This is a genomic window from Pseudomonas sp. LB3P58, assembly GCF_054897895.1.
The window spans coordinates 5706642-5729559 of sequence record NZ_JBUBVE010000001.1 but is presented as its reverse complement, the minus strand read 5'-3'; the positions used below and the strand labels follow the sequence as shown (position 1 = coordinate 5729559).

Annotated in this window: 21 protein-coding genes; 14 read left to right on the top strand and 7 right to left on the bottom strand. The window is 58.6% G+C overall.

Going from position 1 to position 22918, the window contains the following annotated elements; all coding sequences use genetic code 11:
• Positions 1 to 177: 177 nt before the first annotated feature.
• From ACYZTZ_RS26740 to ACYZTZ_RS26730, 3 genes are all read right to left on the bottom strand, one after another.
• On the bottom strand, positions 178 to 495 hold the full coding sequence (locus ACYZTZ_RS26740) for a DUF2388 domain-containing protein (protein ID WP_010466645.1): 318 nt from the start codon (positions 493 to 495) through the stop codon (positions 178 to 180).
• A gap of 73 nt (positions 496 to 568) precedes the next feature.
• Entirely contained in the window at positions 569 to 2353 is a 1785-nt protein-coding gene (locus tag ACYZTZ_RS26735; RefSeq protein WP_462000163.1) for a GspE/PulE family protein, read from the bottom strand.
• Positions 2354 to 2443: 90 nt separating this feature from the next.
• On the bottom strand, positions 2444 to 2782 hold the full coding sequence (locus ACYZTZ_RS26730) for a hypothetical protein (RefSeq protein WP_462000162.1): 339 nt from the start codon (positions 2780 to 2782) through the stop codon (positions 2444 to 2446).
• Positions 2783 to 2908: 126 nt separating this feature from the next.
• Here ACYZTZ_RS26730 and ACYZTZ_RS26725 point away from each other — a divergent pair, with 126 nt between their 5' ends.
• Positions 2909 to 3373 (top strand): Lrp/AsnC family transcriptional regulator, encoded by a 465-nt coding sequence (locus ACYZTZ_RS26725; protein ID WP_046045137.1) that lies wholly within the window; start codon positions 2909 to 2911, stop codon positions 3371 to 3373.
• A gap of 126 nt (positions 3374 to 3499) precedes the next feature.
• Here the strand turns inward: ACYZTZ_RS26725 and ACYZTZ_RS26720 are convergent, their stop codons facing one another.
• Positions 3500 to 4867 carry a CYTH domain-containing protein gene (locus ACYZTZ_RS26720; RefSeq protein WP_462000161.1) on the bottom strand — a complete coding sequence of 456 codons (1368 nt, stop codon included), beginning with the start codon at positions 4865 to 4867 and terminating at the stop codon, positions 3500 to 3502.
• 158 nt (positions 4868 to 5025) lie between these two features.
• Here ACYZTZ_RS26720 and argE point away from each other — a divergent pair, with 158 nt between their 5' ends.
• Positions 5026 to 6183 (top strand): acetylornithine deacetylase, encoded by a 1158-nt coding sequence (gene argE / locus ACYZTZ_RS26715; protein WP_462000160.1) that lies wholly within the window; start codon positions 5026 to 5028, stop codon positions 6181 to 6183.
• 136 nt (positions 6184 to 6319) lie between these two features.
• Positions 6320 to 7618, top strand: a complete 1299-nt coding sequence (argA, locus tag ACYZTZ_RS26710) for an amino-acid N-acetyltransferase (RefSeq protein WP_046045140.1) — start codon at positions 6320 to 6322, stop codon at positions 7616 to 7618.
• Positions 7619 to 7666: 48 nt separating this feature from the next.
• Here the strand turns inward: argA and tauA are convergent, their stop codons facing one another.
• Positions 7667 to 8656, bottom strand: a complete 990-nt coding sequence (gene tauA, locus ACYZTZ_RS26705; protein WP_056738816.1) for a taurine ABC transporter substrate-binding protein — start codon at positions 8654 to 8656, stop codon at positions 7667 to 7669.
• Between the two features lie 349 nt (positions 8657 to 9005).
• Here tauA and ACYZTZ_RS26700 point away from each other — a divergent pair, with 349 nt between their 5' ends.
• The 9 genes from ACYZTZ_RS26700 (at position 9006) to ACYZTZ_RS26660 (ending at position 17970) form a co-directional block, all read left to right on the top strand.
• Positions 9006 to 10346: an OprD family outer membrane porin gene (locus ACYZTZ_RS26700; protein ID WP_056738817.1), complete on the top strand. Its 1341-nt coding sequence runs from the start codon at positions 9006 to 9008 to the stop codon at positions 10344 to 10346.
• A gap of 353 nt (positions 10347 to 10699) precedes the next feature.
• Entirely contained in the window at positions 10700 to 12076 is a 1377-nt protein-coding gene (locus ACYZTZ_RS26695; protein WP_462000159.1) for an OprD family porin, read from the top strand.
• A gap of 293 nt (positions 12077 to 12369) precedes the next feature.
• Positions 12370 to 13008 (top strand): peroxiredoxin, encoded by a 639-nt coding sequence (locus ACYZTZ_RS26690; RefSeq protein ID WP_129440176.1) that lies wholly within the window; start codon positions 12370 to 12372, stop codon positions 13006 to 13008.
• A gap of 284 nt (positions 13009 to 13292) precedes the next feature.
• A complete protein-coding gene (ssuE, locus tag ACYZTZ_RS26685) occupies positions 13293 to 13886 on the top strand; it encodes an NADPH-dependent FMN reductase (protein ID WP_008150435.1) in 594 nt (197 codons plus the stop codon).
• A gap of 101 nt (positions 13887 to 13987) precedes the next feature.
• Positions 13988 to 14953, top strand: coding sequence for a sulfonate ABC transporter substrate-binding protein (locus ACYZTZ_RS26680; protein WP_462000158.1), 966 nt, complete (start codon positions 13988 to 13990; stop codon positions 14951 to 14953).
• Positions 14954 to 14978: 25 nt separating this feature from the next.
• Entirely contained in the window at positions 14979 to 16127 is a 1149-nt protein-coding gene (ssuD, locus tag ACYZTZ_RS26675; RefSeq protein ID WP_008026018.1) for an FMNH2-dependent alkanesulfonate monooxygenase, read from the top strand.
• 8 nt (positions 16128 to 16135) lie between these two features.
• Positions 16136 to 16918 (top strand): aliphatic sulfonate ABC transporter permease SsuC, encoded by a 783-nt coding sequence (gene ssuC / locus ACYZTZ_RS26670; protein WP_046045148.1) that lies wholly within the window; start codon positions 16136 to 16138, stop codon positions 16916 to 16918.
• Positions 16915 to 17721, top strand: a complete 807-nt coding sequence (gene ssuB, locus ACYZTZ_RS26665; RefSeq protein ID WP_123368564.1) for an aliphatic sulfonates ABC transporter ATP-binding protein — start codon at positions 16915 to 16917, stop codon at positions 17719 to 17721. The genes ssuC and ssuB overlap by 4 nt, the downstream gene beginning before the upstream one ends.
• 33 nt (positions 17722 to 17754) lie before the next feature.
• Positions 17755 to 17970 carry a TOBE domain-containing protein gene (locus ACYZTZ_RS26660; protein WP_003229256.1) on the top strand — a complete coding sequence of 72 codons (216 nt, stop codon included), beginning with the start codon at positions 17755 to 17757 and terminating at the stop codon, positions 17968 to 17970.
• A gap of 198 nt (positions 17971 to 18168) precedes the next feature.
• On the opposite strand, the gene ACYZTZ_RS26655 is transcribed toward ACYZTZ_RS26660, so the two are convergent.
• Positions 18169 to 18807: a TetR/AcrR family transcriptional regulator gene (locus ACYZTZ_RS26655; protein WP_462000157.1), complete on the bottom strand. Its 639-nt coding sequence runs from the start codon at positions 18805 to 18807 to the stop codon at positions 18169 to 18171.
• Between the two features lie 240 nt (positions 18808 to 19047).
• A complete protein-coding gene (locus tag ACYZTZ_RS26650) occupies positions 19048 to 20424 on the bottom strand; it encodes a glutamine synthetase family protein (protein ID WP_008150449.1) in 1377 nt (458 codons plus the stop codon).
• A gap of 278 nt (positions 20425 to 20702) precedes the next feature.
• Here ACYZTZ_RS26650 and ACYZTZ_RS26645 point away from each other — a divergent pair, with 278 nt between their 5' ends.
• Both ACYZTZ_RS26645 and ACYZTZ_RS26640 read left to right on the top strand, forming a co-directional pair.
• On the top strand, positions 20703 to 21479 hold the full coding sequence (locus ACYZTZ_RS26645) for a gamma-glutamyl-gamma-aminobutyrate hydrolase family protein (protein WP_462000156.1): 777 nt from the start codon (positions 20703 to 20705) through the stop codon (positions 21477 to 21479).
• 37 nt (positions 21480 to 21516) lie between these two features.
• Entirely contained in the window at positions 21517 to 22875 is a 1359-nt protein-coding gene (locus ACYZTZ_RS26640) for a glutamine synthetase family protein (RefSeq protein ID WP_046045152.1), read from the top strand.
• The last annotated feature ends 43 nt before the right edge of the window (positions 22876 to 22918 follow it).

Sequence of the window (22918 nt, the reverse complement as noted above, 5' to 3'; positions counted from 1 at the left end):
TCCCCCGGGAAACGCCAATCGAGTGTGGGAGCGGGCTTGCTCGCGAAAGCGTACTGACAGTCGACATCAATGTTGAATGTTATGGCCCCTTCGCGAGCAAGCCCGCTCCCACAGGGGTTTTGCAGCGGGCAAAAAAATGCCGCTCATGGGAGCGGCATTTTTGTTCAGCAGTAAATCTTATTCCGAAGCCACGGCGTTCTTCGCCAGGATCGCGTTCGCCAGTTCCATGTCCGTGGCCTGCAGGCCAGGGTTGTCGGCGCGGACTTTCTGCATCGCGGCCTCCAGGTATGGACCGCGAATGCCGCCGTCACTGGCGACAAAGCTGCCAGCATCGTCCTGGGCGGCAACGATCAGCTTGTGATCCTTGAAGGTCAGGTAGGTCGAACCGGTGGTCGCACCGGATGAGATGACGTTACGCCAAAAGCTATCGGCCATCGCCGAACCGACAGGAAGGGACAACAAGGCGATGGTAGCGACAGCAAGTTTGAGACGCATATTGGGTGACTCCACTGGGTTAACTACGGCGTTTGATTGCCAATCCCCCAATCGAGTTCCATGACGGCCGCGCCTACTTTTGTTCGCTCTGCGGCGTTACTCGCAGCACCTCCTCAATCGTCGTCAAACCCGCTGCGACTTTCTGCGCTCCTGACAACCGCAAACTGCGCATGCCTTCCTTGAACGCCTGACGCCGCACCGCCAGCAAATCGGTGTCGGGGTTGATCAGCGCTTTGACGCCGTCCGTCAGCTGCATGATTTCGTAGACCCCGGCGCGGCCGCGGTAACCGGTATCGCGGCATTCAAGGCAACCGATGGCGCGATGTGCGTTGTTCGGCAACGGTGCCTGCCAAGGTCGGGTCAAGGTTTGCCAGTCTTCTTCACCCAGGGTCAGCGGTGCCTTGCAATGCGGGCACAAGGTACGGACCAGGCGCTGGGCCATGACGCCGAGCACCGTGGCTTTGATCAGGTAATGCGGCACGCCCAGCTCCAGCAAGCGGCTGATCGCGCTCGGCGCATCGTTGGTGTGCAGCGTCGACAGCACCAAGTGGCCAGTGAGCGCAGCCTGGATCGCCATTTCAGCGGTTTCCAGATCGCGGATCTCACCGATCATGATGATGTCCGGATCCTGTCGCATCAGTGCGCGCACACCGGCGGCGAAGGTCAGGTCGATGTTGTGTTGGACCTGCATCTGGTTGAACGCCGGCTCGACCATTTCGATCGGGTCTTCGATGGTGCAGAGGTTGACCTCCGGCGTCGCCAGTTTTTTCAGGGTGGTGTACAGCGTGGTGGTCTTGCCGGAACCGGTCGGGCCGGTGACCAGAATGATGCCGTTGGGCTGGCTAGTCATGTCTTGCCAGCGGCGCAGATCGTCGGCGGAGAAGCCCAGCTGATCGAAATCCTTGAGCAGTACTTCCGGATCGAAGATCCGCATGACCATTTTTTCGCCGAATGCAGTAGGCAATGTCGATAGCCGCAACTCGACTTCGCCACCGTCCGGGGTTTTGGTCTTGACCCGGCCGTCCTGGGGTTTGCGCTTTTCCGCGACGTTCATCCGCCCGAGGCTTTTCAGGCGGCTGACGATGGCCATGGTCACTTGTGGCGGGAATTGATAGACGTTGTGCAGCACGCCGTCGATGCGAAAGCGCACCGTGCCTTGTTCGCGCCGGGGTTCGATGTGGATATCGCTGGCGCGTTGCTGGAACGCGTACTGGAACAACCAGTCGACGATGTTGACGATGTGCGCGTCGTTGGCGTCGGGTTCCTGGTCGCTGGCGCCGAGGTTGAGCAACTGCTCGAAGTTGCCCAGCGTGTTCATCTGCTGATCGGCATTGGTCGCGCCGCTGACCGATTTGGCCAGGCGGAAAAACTCCACACTGAAACGCTGGATGTCGACCGGGTTGGCCACCACACGCTTGATCGGCAGTTTCAGCACGTGGGTCAGGTCGGCTTCCCAGCCGGTGACGTAGGGCTGGGCGCTGGCCACGGTGACTGCGTCGCGGTCGATAGACACCGCAAGAATCTTGTGGCGCTGGGCAAAGGCGTAGGACATCAGCGGCGTAATCGCCGCCACGTTGATTTTCAGCGGGTCGATGCGCAAGTAAGGCTGGCCGGCCTGCTGCGACAGCCAAAGCGTCAGGCTTTCCAGGTCGAGGTGTTTGCCGGGACGGCTGAGATCGTCCAGAAGTTGGCTGGCGATGAATTCCAGCGGGTGCATCTGGCCATTCGCGGCGTGACGGCGTCGAGCATTGAGCGCGTGTTCGGCCGAGTCCTGACTGATGAAACCTTGGGCGACCAGTTCACGCAGCAAATCATTGAGATCCAGCCAGCGGTCCTGAATGGCAAGTTGAACGGACATGCGGGCTCCTCATGAACAACAGTTCGCAAAGGATAGTCGCGGAGCCGCAGACCGTTGGGCCACTACGCGACGAAGCCGTGTCGAGTTTTTTCAGCCTGCCGCCTGAGCCGGTTCATCCCACGCGCAATCAGCCGCTTGCAGCTCAACCGAACAGACGCTGATCAGGTTACGTAATTTTTCCGCAATCACCTGGGCGCGATGCCAGCTCAGGCCGTCCATCACGATGTCGATCGACAGCAGATCGTCCATCCTCTGCACGTTGACCTGTTGCGGCGTCAGAAACTGCAAAGCGAACAGGTTGAGCACTCGGCACAGCAGATCCGGTTCGGCCTCGGCCAGCATTTGATAGTGAACGCGGCAGTGGGCGTTGCTGACGTTCCAGACATCGGCGCGGGTGTGCGGGGTGTTGACGGCTTCTAGATGCGGCATGGTTGGTCTCCAAAATCACTGGAGGAATTTTTACATTCGGTGCCGGGCATTTCTTATCTATGATTGGGCTTATTGGCGATTGTTTGAATTGCTTGATTCGGTAAGTTATCAATCAAAGGTTTTTTTATGCACAGCGAGCTGGATGGCTACGACCGCAAGATTCTCGCGTTGCTGCAAGAGGACGCTTCACTTTCCAGTGCGCAGATTGCGGAACAGGTGGGGTTGTCGCAGTCGCCATGCTGGCGGCGGATTCAGCGGATGAAGGAGGAGGGGATCATTCGTGGGCAGGTGACCTTGCTCGACCGGAAGAAAATCGGTCTGAACACGCAGATCTTCGCCGAAATCAAACTCAACGCTCACGGGCGTTCGAACTTCACCGAATTCACCGAGGCGATTCGCGGCTTTCCCGAAGTGCTGGAATGTTATGTGCTGATGGGGTCGGTGGATTTCTTGCTGCGGATTGTGACGGCGGACATCGAGGCGTATGAGCGGTTTTTCTTCGAGAAGCTGTCGATGGTGCCGGGGATTCAGGAGGTGAATTCGATCGTGGCGTTGTCGGAGATAAAGTCCACGACGAGTTTGCCAGTCTGAGGTTTTGCGGTGACAGTGCTGGCCTCTTCGCGAGCAAGCCCGCTCCCACATGAGATTTTCAGTGGACACAGAATTTGTGTACGACCGAGATCAAATGTGGGAGCGGGCTTGCTCGCGAAGGCGGTATCACATACGCAGCAGCATCTTCCACGCACGATTCTGATACACCGCAATCGCCTGCTGCTTGCGCGCATCCAGCGATTCATCGGTGATCGGCTCGTTGGCCAATTGAGCAAGCTGTTTCAGCTCACCGTACAGGCGATCCATTTCCGGGATGTCCAGCACGCTGCGGGCGTGGTGTAACCAGGCCTGGATACGCTCGATACGCGGCAGTTGCTCGGCCAGGTCTTCCGGCTGTTGCTGATAACGCTGCAGTTGCAGGGAAGTCGCTTCTTCACCCAGCAAACGCGGCAACCAGCTGCCCAATTGCGCAGCGCCCTGGCGATTGCCACGGACGTTGCGATCGGCAGCCCAGGTGCGGGCCAGCAACCAGCGCGAAGTGTTCAGCGAGAACAGGCCCCAACGCGGATCTTCCAGTTCTTCGAGGAACTGCTCCGGCGCGGCTTTGCGTACGTCTTCGTCGTCGACACCGGCTTGCACCAGCGGGCGCCAGTCTTCGAGCAAGGCATCCAGCGCGACGCGCAGATCGTGCGTCGACTGACGTGGCGCGGCTTGACCCAGGCTGCTCAGCAGCGCGCGCAATTCAGCCAGGTTTTCGACCCAGTCCTGCAACAGGCGCCAGTGGCCGTTGAAACGATACTGCTCGGCCAGGCGCTGGCTGCTGCTCAGCAAGTGCCAGCTCAGCGCGGCGAAAGCGTCGTCCAGCGGGGTTTCAGCGCTGATCTGCGGCGCCGGCAGGCTCAACGAATAGCTGTTGGCGTCGTACAAGCGATAACCACGCTCGGCCTTGCTGATGTCACATGGCATCAGGGCGAGGGTCGCGGCCAGTTCGGCGGCCAGTTCCAGCAGAGCGGCCGGCTCGCCTTCGCGCAGTTCCAGTTCCAGCTCGCAGATTTCTTCTTTCTGCTTGCCGACCACCACGTGGCCGAAGTCCAGCGCAGCTTCGATGACCACTTTGGTCTTGCCACGGCCCCAAGCGATTTCAGCGCGTTCGCGGACGAAATCGGTGGTGAAGATCGCCTTCAGGGTTTTCTTTTCCAGTTCGGCGAGTTCTTCGGGCCAGCATTCGCCGTCGAGTTTCTTCACGTCGAGCTTGGCTTTGGGCAGGTTCCAGTCGTATTCGTTACGCACGGACAGACCGGCAACGCTCTGGCCGCGGGTCTTGAGGGTCTGAATCACTTCTTCGCCGTCGCGGCGCAGGCGCAGGGCAACCTTGGCGCGGGCCAGGTCGCGCTCAGGCGTGTCGAAGTACTGATTCATCAACTCACGGCGTTCCCAGCCACTTTTGTTGCGTTTTTTCAGGAGCGGGTGCTCGCGCAGGGCCGCGAGAGTTTCTCGGCTGACGCGGAGTTTGATTTCGGTTTCTTTCTGCATGGCCGGAAAATCCAGGATCGGGAGCGCAGCCGGGGGGAATGTGTGGCTGCCAAGGTCGTGCAGTGTACAGCACTGACCAAACCTACGCGCCGCGACGGTTTATTCCTGTCGCCGGATGGTTCTATGATGGAGTTCAAATCGGGAGTTGGGAGTCAGCGATGCCTTTGCCATCCATGAAAGATCAGTTCGCTGCGCTGATCGCTGCGCCGTCCGTCAGCTGTACGCAGGCCAGCCTCGATCAAACCAACCGTCCGGTGATTGATTTGCTGGCGACGTGGCTCGGCGATCTGGGTTTTACCTGCGACATCCAGCAGGTCAGCCCCGGCAAATTCAATCTGCTGGCCAGTTTCGGTTCTGGTCCCGGTGGCCTGGTGCTGGCCGGTCACAGTGACACCGTGCCGTTCGATGGCGCGCTATGGCAGACCGATCCGCTGAAGCTGACCGAAGTCGATGGCCGCTGGGTGGGTCTGGGCAGTTGCGACATGAAGGGCTTTTTCGCGCTGGCCATCGAAGCCGTCATACCGCTGCTCGATCAACCGTTCAAGCAACCGCTGTTGATCCTTGCTACCTGTGATGAAGAAAGCTCGATGTCCGGCGCTCGTGCCTTGGCGGAAGCCGGGCGTCCGCTCGGTCGTGCGGCGGTGATCGGCGAGCCGACCGGGCTGAAACCGATCCGCATGCACAAAGGCATCATGATGGAGCGCATCGACATCCTCGGCCAGAGCGGCCACTCCTCGGATCCGCGCCTTGGCCACAGCGCCCTCGAAGCCATGCACGATGCCATCGGTGAACTGCGTGGTTTGCGGTTGGCGTGGCAGCGTGAATTCCGTAATCCACAGTTCAGCGTGCCGACGCCGACCCTGAATTTCGGCTGCATCCATGGCGGCGATAACCCCAACCGCATTTGCGGCCAGTGTTCGCTGGAGTTTGATCTGCGCCCGTTGCCGGGCATGGACCCCAATGCCCTGCGCGCGGAGATTCTGCAGAAGCTCAAGCCCATTGCCGAGTGGCATCAGGTGAAGATCGATTACGCGCCGCTGTTCCCCGAAGTGCCGCCGTTCGAGCAGGCCGAGGATGCAGAATTGGTCCGGGTCGCTGAAAAGCTCACCGGCCATCGTGCCGAAGCAGTGGCGTTCGGCACCGAAGCGCCTTATCTTCAGCGTCTTGGCTGCGAAACCCTGGTGCTCGGCCCTGGCGACATCGCCTGTGCGCACCAACCGGGGGAATACCTCGAAATGTCACGTTTGCAGCCTACGGTGCATCTATTACGTCAACTGATTGAACATTACTGCCTGACACCGGCGCCTCTCGTATAAATCGCCCGTGTCCCAACCCGTATTCATGAGGAGAGCGCGCGTGTCGCCAAGCCTGTTCCGACGATAACCATCAGCCCGCTGTGCGTTTTTCTGTTTCGCCCATTTTTTGGCTGCTATTTATTACAGGCCCAGGTTCATGCCCGAATACGTTAATTGGCTTCGTCACGCTTCGCCTTACATCAACGCCCACCGCGATTGCACCTTCGTCGTCATGTTGCCCGGCGACGGTGTGGAGCACCCGAACTTCGGCAATATCGTCCACGACATGGTGCTGTTGCACAGCCTGGGCGTGCGATTGGTGCTGGTTCACGGTTCCCGTCCGCAAATTGAAACCCGCCTCGCTGCGCGCGGCCTGACCCCGCATTACCACCACGGGATGCGCATCACCGATGCCGCGACGCTGGAGTGTGTGATCGATGCGGTGGGCCAGCTGCGCATCGCCATCGAAGCGCGGCTGTCGATGGACATGGCTTCATCGCCGATGCAGGGCTCGCGTCTGCGGGTGGCCAGCGGCAACCTGGTGACGGCGCGGCCGATCGGCGTGCTCGAAGGCGTCGACTATCACCACACCGGCGAAGTGCGTCGGGTCGACCGCAAGGGCATCAATCGCCTGCTGGATGAGCGTTCCATCGTGCTGTTGTCGCCACTGGGTTACTCGCCGACCGGTGAGATTTTCAACCTCGCCTGCGAAGACGTCGCCACCCGCGCCGCCATCGATCTGGGGGCGGACAAGCTGCTGTTGTTCGGCGCCGACCTGGGTTTGATCGATGAAAACGGTCGTCTGGTGCGTGAGTTGCGTCCGCAACAAGTGCCGGCGCATCTGCAGCGTCTGGGCAGCAACTATCAGGCTGAGCTGCTGGATGCGGCCGCTGAGGCCTGTCGCGGCGGTGTGGCGCGCAGTCATATCGTCAGCTACGCCGAAAACGGTGCGCTGCTGACCGAGCTGTTCACCCGAGACGGTGGCGGTACGCTGGTGGCCCAGGAGCAATTCGAGGTTGTGCGCGAAGCGGCGATCGAAGACGTCGGTGGTTTGCTGGACTTGATCAGCCCGCTGGAAGAGCAGGGCATTCTGGTGCGGCGTTCCCGCGAGGTGCTGGAGCGTGAGATCGAGCAGTTCAGTGTGGTCGAGCGCGAAGGCATGATCATCGCGTGTGCGGCGCTGTATCAGATTGCTGATTCGGATGCGGGGGAGTTGGCGTGTCTGGCGGTGAACCCGGAATACCGCCATGGCGGTCGTGGTGACGAACTGCTGGAGCGCATCGAAACCCGCGCCCGGGCGCAGGGGCTGAAAACCTTGTTCGTACTGACGACCCGGACCGCTCACTGGTTTCGCGAGCGTGGGTTTGTGCCGAGCAGTGTTGAACGTCTGCCATCAGCGCGGGCGTCGCTGTACAACTATCAGCGTAATTCGAAGATCTTCGAAAAAACCCTCTGAACCGGCTCTGACCGTTCCCACGCAAAGCGTGGGGACGGTCAATGATCATTAATCCTGCACAAACTTCGCGCTGACATACGGCGAATAATCCGGCAGCACCGTTTCAACCTTCCCTTGTTCCTTCAAGAACTTCGCCGTCTCGCCAATCGCCTTCGCCGTGCCGCCGTCCAGCAGCGCGGTGGTCTGTTGGGCTTTAGCATCCGGGAACGTGGAACCGGCCAGCAACTCCGGCACATCGACGGCATTGGCACCGGTCAGTTTGGCGATTTTTTGCACCGGTACCGAGTCAGCGGTCCAGCTGTCTTTATGTGCGGCATAGTCGGCGAACGAGTCCAGCGTGACCTTGGCGAATTTGGCCACAACCTCTGGGTGCTTCTCGGCGTAATCCTTGCGCGCGACCCAGACCTCGAAGGTCGGTGCACCCCATTGGCCGACCTGTGCCGCGTCAGTCAAGGTCTTGCCGGTCTTGCGAATTTCCCCCAGCGCGGGTGACCAGACAAACGCACCATCGATGTCACCACGCTTCCAGGCTGCCGCGATTTCCGCCGGTTGCAAATTCACTACTTTGACTTTCGAGGCATCAAGGCCCCAGTGCTTCAGCGCACCCAGCAAACTGTAGTGGGAGGTTGAAACGAAGGGTGTGGCGATGGTCTTGCCGATCAGATCTTCCGGTTTATCGATGCCGCTGCCGTTGCGCACCACGAGTGCTTCCGCGGCGTTGATTTGGGCGGAAACAATGAACGCAACGATTGGCAGATTGCGCGAAGCAGCGGCTGCCAGCGGACTGGAGCCGAGGTTGCCAATCTGCACATCGCCGGAAGCAATGGCCGTAACCACTTCCGGGCCGCTATTGAAACGACGCCAGTCAATTTTCTGGCCTATGGTTTTCTCGTACAGTCCGTCTGCCTGGGGGACTTTGCTGGGGTCGATGCCGGTTTGATAACCGATCGTGAGGTTCGCCGCGTGAGCGCTAAAAGATATTATTAGCGATACACAAACTGTAACAATTGAACCGGATAGTGCGCGTTTGGTGGTCATGGCGCTGCCTTTCGATAGGGATTGATCGTGAATTGCATCAAAGCTAATCGATCTAAAAAAAGGCTAACAAATACCCTTTAGGAATTAGCTTATGAGCCGGTGCCGCGTCCCGGTTCAATGGGAAAGTGCAGAGCTAAATTCCTAAACGGTATGAAAAAGAATTGGGTGATTCTTTTTGGGCTTATGGCCCGGCAAGGAATGAATTTACTGGGGATTAGACTATGGTCGTAGACACACAAAGTTACGATTGACTTGTGAGTCACGGTCTGGCGCTAATCGCGCATCTTAGGATCTCGGGCATCGAGCCGAGGCCAGGAACACAAGAATTAGAAACGATAGGAGCGAAACAATGAACAAGTCGACCTTGGCGTTGGCCGTGGCTGTTGGGGTTTTGGCGCAGCAGGCAGGCGCCGCGGGTTTCCTGGAAGACAGCAAGGCTTCCGTCAGCTCTCGCACCATGTATTACGACGCTGATATGCGTGAAGGTCCGAGCGTTGCTAAAAACAGACAGCGAGAAACCGCTGAAGGGCTCAAGTTCGATTACCTGTCCGGTTTTACCCAAGGTACTGTTGGTTTCGGTATCGACGCCCAGGCACTGGTCGGTATCCACCTGGATGGCGGCAAGGGGCATCACCCTAGCGGTAACGACAACTCATTCTTCCCTAGCGATTCCGATGGTTCGGCGGCGAATGAGTGGAGCCGTTTAGATGGTAACGTCAAGGCCCGCTTCTCGAAGACCGAGGCCCACTTAGGTGGCGCTCTGGCACCTAACTTGCCGATCCTGATCGCGAACGACAGCCGTTTGCTGCCACAGACCTTTGACGGTGGCACCATCACCTCGAAGGAAATTGACAATGTGACCTTCAACTTGGGTCAACTGGAGCACGCGTCGGGTCGCGCCTCCTCCAACAGAACTGGCCTGGCAGTGGCTGGCGGTACTCAGGACAGCAACAAATTCCAATACGCCGGTGCTGACTGGAAGGTCACCAAAGACCTCATGCTGCAGTACTACTATGCGAACCTGGAAGACTACTACAAGCAGAACTTCCTCGGCCTGGTGCACGTTTACCCGATCGCCCCTAACCAATCCTTCAAGACCGACATTCGCTATTTCGATAGCAGTTCTGACGGTAAGAACGGCGATGTGGGCTACCGCTTCAACAACAACAACGGCTTTGCCAAGAACCCGGGCGAGGTTGATAACAAGACCTGGAGCGCCATGTTCACCTACACCCTGGGTGGCAACGCGTTCCTGCTCGGGCACCAGCGTGTCAACGATGACGGCGGCTTCGTTTTCTTGAACCAAGGCAGCCTTGTCGATGGCGGTCGTCCAGAAGGTGCCGGCGGCGCCAGTTTCTACTCGTTTACCGACGCCACGGTTGGCAGCTTTATCCGTGCCGGTGAAAACACCACGTTCGGTCAGTACTCCTATGACTTCGCCTCACTGGGCGTGCCGGGTTTGAAAGCTTCGATTGCGTACTTGAATGGTCAAGACATCAAGGCTACCAACGGTACTGGTAAAGACCTGAGTGAGCACGAGACCGACGCGCGTATTGACTACGTGATTCAAACGGGTGCACTTAAAGGGTTTGGTACAACACTGCGTCACGGTACCTACCGTGGCAACACCAGCACCTTTGATCAAGACCAGACCCGTCTGATCTTCAACTACACCTACAGCTTCTTGTAATAGCCATCAGAAAAAGCCTCGCCCGCCGGCGAGGTTTTTTTTTGTGTTTTTTCAATATTCCAAATAGAGCTTATGTAGTAATTTTTTATTCTTTTTAGCTTTTAAGCCAAACGCCTAAAGTGAGTGGCTTCTGAGCCGATACCTTGTGTCCCGACTCAGAGTAATAGCGCGAAGCTATATGCCTGAATGGCATGAAAAATGATTAAATAATTCTTTTTGTGTTTATCATGCGGGCCAAAATCACAGGGTCAGGCCATCGCCGTAGTCACACGGTCTGGCACTAACCGAGCATTTCAGGATCCAGGGCATTCGACCCAGGACCTCAAAAATTAGAAACGATAGGAGCGAAGCAAATGAACAAGTCCACCTTGGCCCTGGCTGTGGCCGTAGGGGTTTTGGCGCAGCAGGCAGGCGCCGCCGGTTTCATCGAAGACAGCAAAGCTACTTTGGGGCTGCGTAACTTCTACATCAATAACGATAACCGTGACAGTGCTGCTGGCACTCCTGCCAACAAGGCCAACGGTGTTCAGAGCAAAAACGAAGAATGGGGTCAAGGCTTCGACCTGCGCTTCATCTCTGGCTACACCCAAGGTACCGTTGGCTTCGGTATCGACGCTATCGGCCTGTTGGGCGTGCGTCTGGATACGGGCGGCGGCACTAACGGCGCCACTTCGACTTCTTACGGCGGCACTGTTTTCCCAAGCAAGTCCAACGGCGAAGCGGTTGATAACTTCTCCAGCCTGGGCCTGACTGCCAAAGCCAAGATCTCCCAGACCGAACTGAAGTTGGGCACTCTGCAGCCAAAACTGCCGGTTATCGTGACCAACGATGGCCGTCTGCTGCCGCAAACCTTCCAGGGCGGCCAGATCACCTCGAACGAGATCAAGGACCTGACCGTGGTCGGTGGTCAGATCGAGCACGCCAAAGGTCGTAACTCCAGCAACAACGAAGAGTTGTCGATTGCCGGTGCGAACTCTCCCACCGCTACTGGCCGTGACAGCAACAAGTTCATCTACGGCGGTGGTGACTACAAAATCACCAAAGACCTGACTGCCCAGTACTACTACGGCAACCTGGAAGATTTCTACAAGCAACACTTCCTGGGTCTGGTTCACAACTGGGCCATCGGCCCGGGCGTGTTGAAGTCTGACTTGCGTTACTTCAACAGCTCCGATGACGGTGCCAACGGTCACGACTCGGCTTACTTCAGCTCCGGTAACTACCAAGGCTTCAAAGCGGGTAAAGGCAAGGTCGACAACAACTTGTACAGCGGCCTGTTCCTGTACTCCGTTGCCGGTCACACTTTCGGTGGTGGTTATCAGGTCAGCAATGGCAGCAGCGATTTTCCTTGGCTGAACCAGGGTGATGGCTCGTCGGCTTACATCATTACCGACTCGCAGATTGCCAAGTTCGCCCGTGCCGGCGAACGTACCTGGCAAGCTCGCTACTCGTATGACTTCGCCAAGGTTGGTCTGCCAGGCGCTACTGCCGGCATCGTTTACCTGCGCGGTGACAACATCGACACCATCAGCAGCACCAGCACCGCTGTGGCCGGTTCCGGCCGCTCCGAGTGGGAGCGCGACCTGACCCTGGCGTACGTAGTCCAGGAAGGCGCACTGAAAAACCTGGGCTTCACGTGGAAAAACGCCATGTGGCGCAACGACGTCCCAGGCCAACGCGACCAGGACGAAAACCGTCTGATCGTCAGCTACTCGATCCCGCTGTTGTAATAGCGCTCGCGTAACTGAAATAAAAAGCCCCGCCCGGCATCTCGCCGGGCGGGGCTTTTGCGTTTTCAAGTCAGGCTCACCCCCGTAAACCCTCCTCGAAGTTTCCCTCTTTGTGCAGCAACTCAAGGCCTTCTCGAACCTTGTGGGCGATGGTCGTCCCGATCGTCGCCGAGGTCCAGTGAACACATTTTTAATATTCATTTAAGATCTAAACAAATCGATATTTATTCTTTTTAATGAATAAGAAATGCAGGCACAGTTGACTCCAACAAGCACTCACCAGGAGCAGCACCATGAGCCTCAGACTGGGCGATATCGCCCCCGACTTTGAACAGGATTCCAGCGCCGGCACCCTCCGTTTCCACGAATGGCTGGGCGATAGCTGGGGCGTGCTGTTTTCCCATCCGGCGGATTTCACCCCGGTGTGCACCACCGAATTGGGCTTCACTGCCAAGCTCAAGGACGAATTTGCCCAACGTGGTGTGAAAGCCATTGCCCTGTCCGTGGACCCGGTGGACTCGCACCACAAGTGGATCGAAGACATCAACGAAACCCAGAACACCCTCGTCAACTTCCCGATCCTTGCCGACGCCGACCGCAAGGTCTCGGACCTCTACGACCTGATCCATCCCAATGCCAACGACACCCTGACCGTGCGTTCGCTGTTCGTGATCGACCCGAACAAAAAGGTTCGGCTGACCATCACCTACCCGGCGAGCACCGGCCGTAACTTCCATGAAATTCTGCGCGTGATCGACTCGCTGCAACTCACCGACAACTACAAGGTGGCCACCCCGGCCAACTGGCAGGACGGTGATGAAGTGGTGATCGTGCCGTCGCTCAAGGACGAAGACGAAATCAAGAAACGCTTTCCCAAGGGCTATCGCGCGGTGAAGCCGTACCTGCGTCTGACGCCGCAGCCGAATCGTTGAAGATCAAAAGATCGCAGCCTGCGGCAGCTCCTACATGGATCGGCGTACACCCGTAGGAGCTGCCGCAGGCTGCGATCTTTTCAAGGCATCCACAAAGCAGGGGATTTCAGGCCGTTTTTACGGCCTATTTTTTTGCCCGGAGAAAGGCATTTCGCATAGGTCTATAAAGAATAACCAAATGAATAAATATGATTTATGGATATAACAATCACCTGTTAAGGTCACTTCCATCAAAGCGAGATCGCAAGCTGCGAATCGCCAACACCGTTCAAGGAATCGTCTGAATGCTGGTCGTCTCACTCGGTGGAAGTCCCAGCCAACGCTCCCGTTCCGGGGTGCTGCTGGAACGCTCCCAACGCTGGTTGCAGGAGCAAGGAGTGGAAGTGGTGAGTTACCAGGTACGGGACTTCCCGGCCGAAGACTTGCTGCATGCACGCTTCGACAGCCCAAAGGTGATCGACCTGCTGCAACAGATTGAAAACGCCGATGGCCTGCTGATCGCCACGCCGGTCTACAAGGCGTCGTTCTCCGGCGCATTGAAAACTGTATTGGACCTGCTGCCCGAGCGTGCCCTGGCCCACAAGGTGGTGTTGCCAATGGCCACCGGTGGCAGCATCGCTCACATGTTGGCGGTGGATTACGCGCTCAAGCCGGTGTTGTCGGCGTTGAAAGCCCAGGAAATGCTTCACGGGATTTTCGCCGTAGACAGCCAGATCGCTTACGGCGAAGGCAGCGTCCAGGCGCAGTTGGCACCGGAGCTGGAAGAAAGACTGAATGAATCACTGGAACTGTTTTTCAGCGCCATGGCGCGACGGCCCAAGCCGATCGATCCGAATCTGTTGAATGAACGTTTGTTGAGTGCTCGCTGGAGCATTTAAGCCAGCACTTAAACCACACCTGAACTTGAAGTACTCACCTTACTCAGCCGCCAACGGCCAAGCAGGTGCAGCCAAAACCCAACAGCAAATAGGAGAGCGCTATGCGCACTGTCATTTTGCGTCGTGGTCTGGTCGCTCTGTTTGCTGCGGCTGTGTCCTTCGGCGTTATCTCTCAAGCACAAGCCGAGACGTTGCGAATCGGCTATCAAAAATACGGCACTTTGGTGCTGCTCAAAGCCAAAGGCACACTCGAAAAACGCCTCGCCGCCCAAGGCGTGGACGTGCAATGGACTGAATTCCCCGGCGGCCCGCAACTGCTCGAAGGCCTGAACGTCGGCTCCATCGACTTCGGCGTTACAGGTGAAACTCCACCGGTATTCGCTCAAGCCGCCGGCGCCGATCTGCTCTATGTCGCCTACGAACCACCAGCGCCGCACAGCGAAGCAATCCTGGTGCCGAAGGACTCGGCGATCAAATCGGTGCAGGACCTCAAGGGCAAGAAAGTCGTCCTGAACAAAGGCTCCAACGTGCACTACCTGTTGGTCCGCGCACTGGAAGATGCCGGCCTCAAATACACCGACATCCAGACCGTATTTCTGCCGCCGGCCGATGCCCGCGCTGCGTTCGAACGTGGCAGCGTCGATGCCTGGGTGATCTGGGACCCGTACCAGGCCGCCGCCGAACAACAGTTGCAAGCACGCACCCTGCGTGATGGCCAAGGCATCGTCGACAACCATCAGTTCTACCTCGCGACCAAGCCATACGCGCAGAAAAATCCTGAGGTGATCAAGACCCTGGTGGAAGAAGTGCGCGCCGTCGGCGAATGGTCCAAGGCCAATCCCGAAGACGTGACCAAACAAGTTTCGCCACTGATTGGCCTGCCAGCGGACATCACCCTGACCTCGATGAAACGCCAAGGCTACGGTGCGCTGTTCCTCACACCTGAAGTGGTCGCCGCGCAACAGAAAATTGCTGACACCTTCTATCAGCTCAAGCTGATTCCAAAGCCGCTGAGCATCAAAGACGTGATCTGGACGCCTCCGGCGGCCGTTGCCAAAGCTCAGTAATTCGAATCCCTAAGGAGACCACTCCATGAGCCTCAATATCTTCTGGTTCCTGCCTACCCACGGCGACGGCCATTACCTTGGCACCGCCGAAGGCGCTCGCGCCGTCGACCACGGTTATCTGCAACAAGTTGCGCAAGCGGCGGATCGTCTGGGCTTCGGCGGGGTGCTGATTCCCACCGGGCGCTCTTGCGAAGACTCGTGGCTGGTGGCTGCGTCGCTGATCCCGGTGACCCAGCGTTTGAAATTCCTCGTCGCCCTGCGCCCCGGGATCATTTCCCCGACGGTAGCAGCGCGTCAGGCCGCGACGCTGGATCGCCTGTCCGGCGGCCGTGCGTTGTTCAACCTGGTAACCGGCGGTGATCCGGAAGAATTGGCCGGCGACGGTTTGTTCCTGACCCACGAAGAGCGCTATCAAGCCTCAGTGGAATTCACCCGCATCTGGCGCCGCGTGCTGGAAGGCGAAACCGTCGATTACGACGGTCAGCACATCAGCGTGAAGGGCGCGAAGTTGCTTTATCCGCCGATCCAGCAACCGCGTCCGCCGCTGTACTTCGGCGGTTCTTCGGAAGCGGCGCAAGACCTCGCGGCAGAGCAGGTCGAAATGGTCCTGACCTGGGGCGAACCACCGGCCGCTGTTGCCGAGAAGATCGAGCAAGTGCGTGCCAAAGCCGCGAAGCTTGGGCGCACCGTGCGCTTCGGGATTCGATTGCATGTGATCGTTCGTGAAACCAATGCCGAAGCCTGGCAAGCGGCTGATCGGCTGATCTCTCATCTGGATGACGACACCATCGCCCGCGCCCAGGCTTCTCTGGCGCGCTTCGACTCGGTGGGCCAGCAACGCATGGCCGCGCTGCATGGCGGCAGCCGTGACAACCTGGAAGTCAGCCCCAACCTGTGGGCCGGTGTCGGCCTGGTGCGTGGCGGTGCGGGTACAGCATTAGTGGGCGACGGTCCGACCGTGGCCGCTCGCGTGAAGGAATACGCGGACCTGGGCATCGACACGTTCATCTTCTCCGGTTACCCACATCTGGAAGAGTCTTACCGCGTCGCCGAATTGCTGTTCCCGCACCTGGACATCGAACGTCCGGAATTGCCGAAAAGCGCCGGTTACGTCAGCCCGTTTGGTGAGATGGTCGCCAACGACATTCTCCCCAAAGCCGCGTCGCAGAGCTGAGGCGCGCCATGAAGAAAATTATCCACAGCCTCGCGCCCTGGGCGTTACCTGTTTTGCTGCTGGCGGTGTGGCAGTTGTCGGTGTCGGCGGGCTGGTTGTCGACACGGATTCTGCCGGCGCCGATCGCGGTCATCGAAGCCGGCGTCAGCCTGGTGCGCAGCGGTGAAATCTGGACTCACCTGGCGATCAGCGGCTGGCGTGCAGCGCTGGGCTTCGCCATCGGCGGCAGCATCGGTCTGACCTTGGGCTTCATCACCGGCCTGTCGAAATGGGGCGAGCGCCTGCTCGACAGTTCGGTGCAGATGATCCGCAACGTGCCGCACCTGGCGCTGATTCCACTGGTGATCCTGTGGTTCGGCATCGACGAGTCGGCGAAGATTTTCCTGGTGGCGTTGGGCACGTTGTTCCCGATCTACCTCAACACCTATCACGGCATCCGCAACGTCGATCCGGCGTTGGTGGAAATGTCCCGCAGTTATGGCTTGTCCGGTTTCAGCCTGTTCCGTCAGGTGATTCTGCCGGGGGCGCTGCCTTCGATTCTGGTCGGCGTGCGGTTCGCGCTGGGCTTCATGTGGCTGACGTTGATCGTCGCGGAAACCATTTCCGCCAGCTCCGGCATTGGCTACCTGGCAATGAATGCCCGGGAGTTCTTGCAGACCGACGTGGTGGTACTGGCGATTCTCTTGTACGCGGTGCTCGGCAAACTCGCCGACCTCGCGGCCCGTGGACTTGAACGCGTGTGGTTGCGCTGGCACCCGGCCTATCAGGTTGTTAAAGGAGGTGCGGCATGACGGCTCAACAACCTCCGCGCCTGCTGCGCGGGATTCCGCTGGCAGTGCGCAAGCTGCAAAAAACCTTTGGCTCGCGGCAAGTGCTGCGTGAGATCGATCTGCACATCCCGGCCGGTCAGTTTGTCGCCGTGGTCGGTCGGAGCGGTTGCGGCAAAAGTACCTTACTGCGCTTGCTCGCCGGTCTCGACAAACCCACGGGAGGTGAATTGCTCGCGGGCTCCGCGCCGCTCAGTGAGGCGCGGGAAGACACCCGATTGATGTTCCAGGAAGCGCGTTTGCTGCCATGGAAAAAGGTCATCGACAACGTCGGCCTTGGGCTCAAGGGCAACTGGCGTCCGCAAGCGCTGGAAGCGTTGGAGTCGGTCGGTCTGGCCGACCGCGCCAATGAATGGCCGGCCGCCTTGTCCGGTGGCCAGAAGCAACGTGTGGCCCTGGCCCGCGCGCTGATCCATCAACCACGTTTGCTGTTGCTGGACGAACCGCTGGGTGCGCTGGACGCACTGACCCGAATTGAAATGCAGCAGCTGATCGAACGGCTTTGGCAGAAGCACGGTTTCACCGTGTTGCTGGTTACCCACGATGTCAGTGAAGCGGTGGCGATTGCCGATCGGGTGATCCTGATTGAAGAGGGCGAAGTCGGCCTCGACCTGCACGTTGAGCTGCCGCGCCCTCGGGTTCGTGGCTCCCATCGGCTGGCGGCGCTGGAAACCGAAGTCCTCAATCGCGTACTGGCGTTGCCCGGCGAACCGCCGGCACCGGAACCTGTTTCACCATTGCCTACGCAATTGCGTTGGGCCCAATAACTCAAGCCTTATCCAACGACAGGAATCAACATCATGACGATCAAAGCCATCAACGTTCGTAACCAGTTCAAAGGCTCCATCAAGGAAATCGTACTCGGTGACGTGCTGTCCGAAATCGACGTGCAGACCGCTTCCGGTATCGTCACCTCAGTGATCACCACTCGCTCGGTGAAAGAGCTGGAACTGGTGGTCGGCAGCGAAGTGATCGCGTTTGTGAAATCCACTGAGGTGTCGATCGCCAAGTTGTAAGCGCGTGCATTTCGCACAACCCCGGAGGGTCTAGCCCTTCGGGGTTTTTTGCGCGTGATTCAGTGAGTTCGGCGGTGCGGCCTTCGCGAGCAAGCCCGCTCCCACATTGAATTAGTGTCGGGCACACAATTCATGTTCACTGGAGATCAACTGTGGGAGCGGGCTTGCTCGCGAAGGGGTCAGTGAAGCCAGTGAGGATCAGGCAGTTATAGCGCGCTTGGGCAGATAGGGCGGCAAATACAGCCCTAGGTAGGCGTCGAATACCCGCATCCCTTCTTCAGCCATGCGCGGCGTGATCTGTCCGTGTTGTTGCACCGAGCGCGCATAGACGCGGTCGCCAAGCTCCATGGCCAGGGCAAACACATCAACGTCCGTCGGCAGTCTCGGCAGCTCGAAGTGGTGATCGAAGAGTTTGTGCATCAGGTCGCCGAGTTCGATGTCGTGCTGACGGTCGGCCTGGGTGACTTCGGTCAGTCCGTGCTGGGCAAGAATGAGCTGGCGGGCGGCGGCGTCTTCGCTGTAGATCGCGAGCATGCGTTGTTCCACCAGTCGCGACAGATCACGCCAGCCGTTGAGGGCTTCGTGGTCGATGGGCGCTTGCAGGCAGGCACGGAACGCAGCGTGGACGTCGGCCGTCAGGGCTTCGAGCAGCGCCGGGACGCTGGCAAAGAAGTGGTAGACGGAGGAGGGCGGGATCTCCGCACGTTCGGCGACGCTATAGATCGACAGACTGGCCACGCCCTCGGCAGCCAGCAGCGTGCGGGCGGCATCGAGTATTGAATCGATCCGGGCCTGGCTGCGGGCGCGGGGTTTGCGTGGGGTGGCGAGTCGGGTCATTGGTGTCTCCTGCGGGGCAGCGGGCATTGTACGAGCAGGGTTGTGTGTTGTCTGCCAGGACGCCATCGCGAGCAGGCTCACTCCCACAGTTGATCTCCAGTGAGCATAAATTCTGTGTGCACAGAAATCCCCCTGTGGGAGCGAGCCTGCTCGCGATGAATCCAACTCGGTCAACTTTATGAACACATAAAAAAACGCCGCAAGCTGTGAGGCCGGCGGCGTTGTTTTTACTGCAACCGCTTACACGGTATGCAGGTACCAGTTGTACTCGAGGTCGGAGATGGAGTGTTCGAACTCCTCCAGCTCGCTCTCTTTACACGCGACGAAGATATCGATGTATTTCGGATCGATGTACTTGGCCATGACTTCGCTGTCGTCCAGCTCACGCAACGCATCGCGCAGGTTGTTCGGCAGGCTTTGCTCGTTCTGCTCGTAGGAGTTGCCTTCCACGGGTGCGCCCGGCTCGATCTTGTTGGTCAGGCCATGGTGCACGCCTGCCAGGACCGAAGCCATCAGCAGGTACGGGTTGGCATCGGCGCCGGCAACGCGGTGCTCCAGACGGACCGCGTCGGCGGAACCGGTTGGCACACGTACCGCAACAGTACGGTTGTCCAGACCCCAGCACGGTGCATTCGGCACGTAGAACTGTGCGCCGAAACGACGGTAGGAGTTAACGTTCGGGCAGAGGAAAGCCATCTGCGCCGGTAGGGTCTCGAGCACACCGCCGATCGCGTGACGCAGTGCGGCGTTCTGCTCGGGATCCTCACTGGCAAAAATGTTTTTGCCATCTTTATCAAGAATCGAGATGTGGACGTGCAGACCGTTGCCCGCCTGGCCCGGGTAAGGCTTGGCCATGAAGGTGGTGTCCATTTCATGGTCGTAGGCGATGTTTTTGATCAGACGCTTGAGCAGGACCGCGTAGTCGCAGGCCTTGATCGGGTCGGCAACGTGGTGCAGGTTCACTTCGAACTGCGCCGGGGCACTTTCCTTGACGATCGCGTCGGCAGGGATGCCTTGCTCTTTCGCACCTTCCAGAATGTCCTGGAGGCAGTCGACGTATTCGTCGAGGTCGTCGATCAGGTAAACCTGTGTCGAATGCGGGCGTTTGCCGGAGATTGGCGAGCGAGGCGGTTGTGGGCGACCGTTCACGTTCTCCTGGTCGATCAGGTAGAACTCCAGTTCGAACGCGGCGCAGATGGTCAGACCCATCTCGTCGAACTTGGCAACAACTTGACGCAGTACTTCACGGGGATCCGCGAAGAAAGGTTCACCTTCAAGTTCGTGCATGGTCATTAACAGTTGCGCGGTAGGGCGCTTCTGCCAAGGCTCGTTGCACAGGGTGTCAGGGATTGGATAGCAGATTCGGTCAGCATCGCCGATGTCCAGACCCAGGCCGGTGCTTTCCACCGTCGAGCCATTGATATCCAGAGCAAATAGAGAGGCCGGCAGGTTGATGCCTTTCTCGTAAACCTTGTGGAGGCTGGTGCGTTCAATGCGCTTGCCGCGCACCACACCATTCATATCCGCAATCAGAAGGTCAACGTACAGAACCTCAGGATGTTCCTTAAGGAACGCGTTCGCTTCGTTAAGCTGAACGGCACGCGGGGGTACCGACATGATGCAACACCTTTGTTGTTAAAAATATCAATCATTGATCTCTTCGGATTCCAGTCAACCCGAACGGCATGCCGAAGTCAAGCGAGGCCTTTTTTGCCCTAAAAAAGCACCCTTGGGGCTTTTTTGAGGCACTTTGGGGCGTTTTTATGCCTTTGAGCGATTTAGCAGCTGCGGGCTTGAGCGGGCCGTGTTGTATTTTTTACGGGGGTGTTGTGTAAAAAAATGAACAAGGCTAAGCTCGATTCAAACCCATAACACCAATAATACCGGGGTGCTTCATGTCTCGCCTGCCGTTAATCGGCGTCACCGCCTGCTCTAAGCAGATCGGTCTGCATGCGTATCACATCAGTGGCGACAAGTACGTCCGCGCCGTGGCCTCAGCGGCCAAGGGGCTGCCGGTGATTCTTCCGTCCCTGGCCGATTTGCTGGCACCGTCCGATATTCTGGACGGTCTGGATGGCATCCTCTTTACAGGCTCTCCTTCCAATATAGAACCGTTTCACTATAGCGGCCCAGCCAGCGCGCCGGGCACTGCTCATGATTCTGCACGCGATGCCACCACTCTCCCGTTGATCCGCGCCGCAGTCGAGGCCGGCATTCCCGTACTCGGTATTTGCCGCGGCTTCCAGGAAATGAATGTGGCGTTCGGCGGTAGCCTGCATCAAAAAGTCCACGAAGCCGGTCCATTCATGGATCACCGTGAAGACGATAGCCTACCGCTTGAAGGACAGTATGCGCCAAGTCACTCGGTGCACATTCAACCGGGTGGTGTGCTCGCAGGCCTGGGCCTGGCGAGCGAGATACAGGTCAATTCGATTCATGGTCAGGGCGTTGAACGTCTGGCGCCGGGCCTATGCGTCGAGGCCTTGGCTCCTGACGGGTTGATCGAGGCTGTCTCGGTCCCGCAGGGCAAGGGTTTTGCTTTGGGAGTGCAATGGCATCCCGAATGGCAGGTAAGCTCAAACCCGGATTACCTTGCGATCTTCCAGGCATTTGGCGATGCCTGCCGTAAGCGCGCATTACAACGCGACGCCGATGCGTTAAACAACGCCTGACTTATAAGAGTCAGGAAACCAAGCCTAAGAGGCATTTATGAGTAACAACCTCGACCAGCTCACCGATTGGTTGAAAGACCACAAGATCACAGAAGTCGAATGCATGATCGCCGACTTGACCGGGATCACCCGGGGCAAGATTTCGCCGACCAACAAGTTCATTGCCGAAAAAGGCATGCGCCTGCCCGAAAGCGTTCTGTTGCAGACCGTGACCGGCGACTATGTCGAAGACGACATCTATTACGAACTGCTCGACCCGGCCGACATCGACATGATCTGCCGTCCCGACCAGAACGCGGTATTCCTGGTGCCTTGGGCCATCGAGCCCACCGCTCAGGTGATCCACGACACCTACGACAAGCAAGGCAACCCGATCGAGCTGTCGCCGCGCAACGTGCTCAAAAAGGTGCTGAAACTCTATTCCGACAAGGGCTGGCAGCCGATCGTGGCGCCAGAAATGGAGTTCTACCTGACCAAGCGCTGCGAAGACCCGGACTTCCCGCTGCAACCGCCGGTTGGCCGTTCCGGTCGCCCGGAAACCGGTCGCCAGTCGTTCTCGATTGAAGCGGCAAACGAATTCGATCCGCTGTTCGAAGACGTCTATGACTGGTGCGAATTGCAGGAACTGGACCTCGACACGCTGATCCACGAGGACGGCACGGCGCAGATGGAAATCAACTTCCGTCACGGCGATGCCCTGTCCCTGGCCGACCAGATCCTGGTGTTCAAACGGACCATGCGCGAAGCCGCGCTCAAGCACAACGTGGCGGCGACGTTCATGGCCAAGCCGATGACCGGCGAGCCGGGCAGTGCGATGCATTTGCACCAGAGCATCATCGACATCGAGACCGGCAAGAACGTCTTCTCCAATGAAGACGGGACCATGAGCCAGCTGTTCCTGAATCACATCGGTGGTTTGCAGAAACTGATCCCCGAGCTGTTGCCGCTGTTCGCGCCGAACGTCAACTCGTTCCGCCGCTTCCTGCCGGACACCTCGGCACCGGTGAACGTGGAGTGGGGCGAAGAGAACCGCACCGTGGGCCTGCGGGTTCCGGATGCCGGGCCGCAAAACCGTCGGGTGGAAAACCGCCTGCCGGGCGCCGACGCCAACCCGTACCTGGCGATTGCCGCGAGCCTGCTCTGCGGTTACATCGGCATGGTCGAAGGCTTGAACCCGAGTGCGCCGGTGGTGGGTCGTGGCTATGAACGCCGCAACCTGCGCCTGCCACTGACCATCGAAGACGCGCTGGAACGCATGGAACACAGCGCGACCATCGAGAAATACCTGGGCAAGAAATTCATCACTGGCTACGTCGCGGTCAAGCGGGCCGAGCATGAAAACTTCAAGCGCGTGATCAGTTCGTGGGAGCGGGAATTCCTGCTCTTCGCCGTCTGATGCGCCGGGCGCCGCCGTTATTGGGCGGCGCTTTCACCTGATT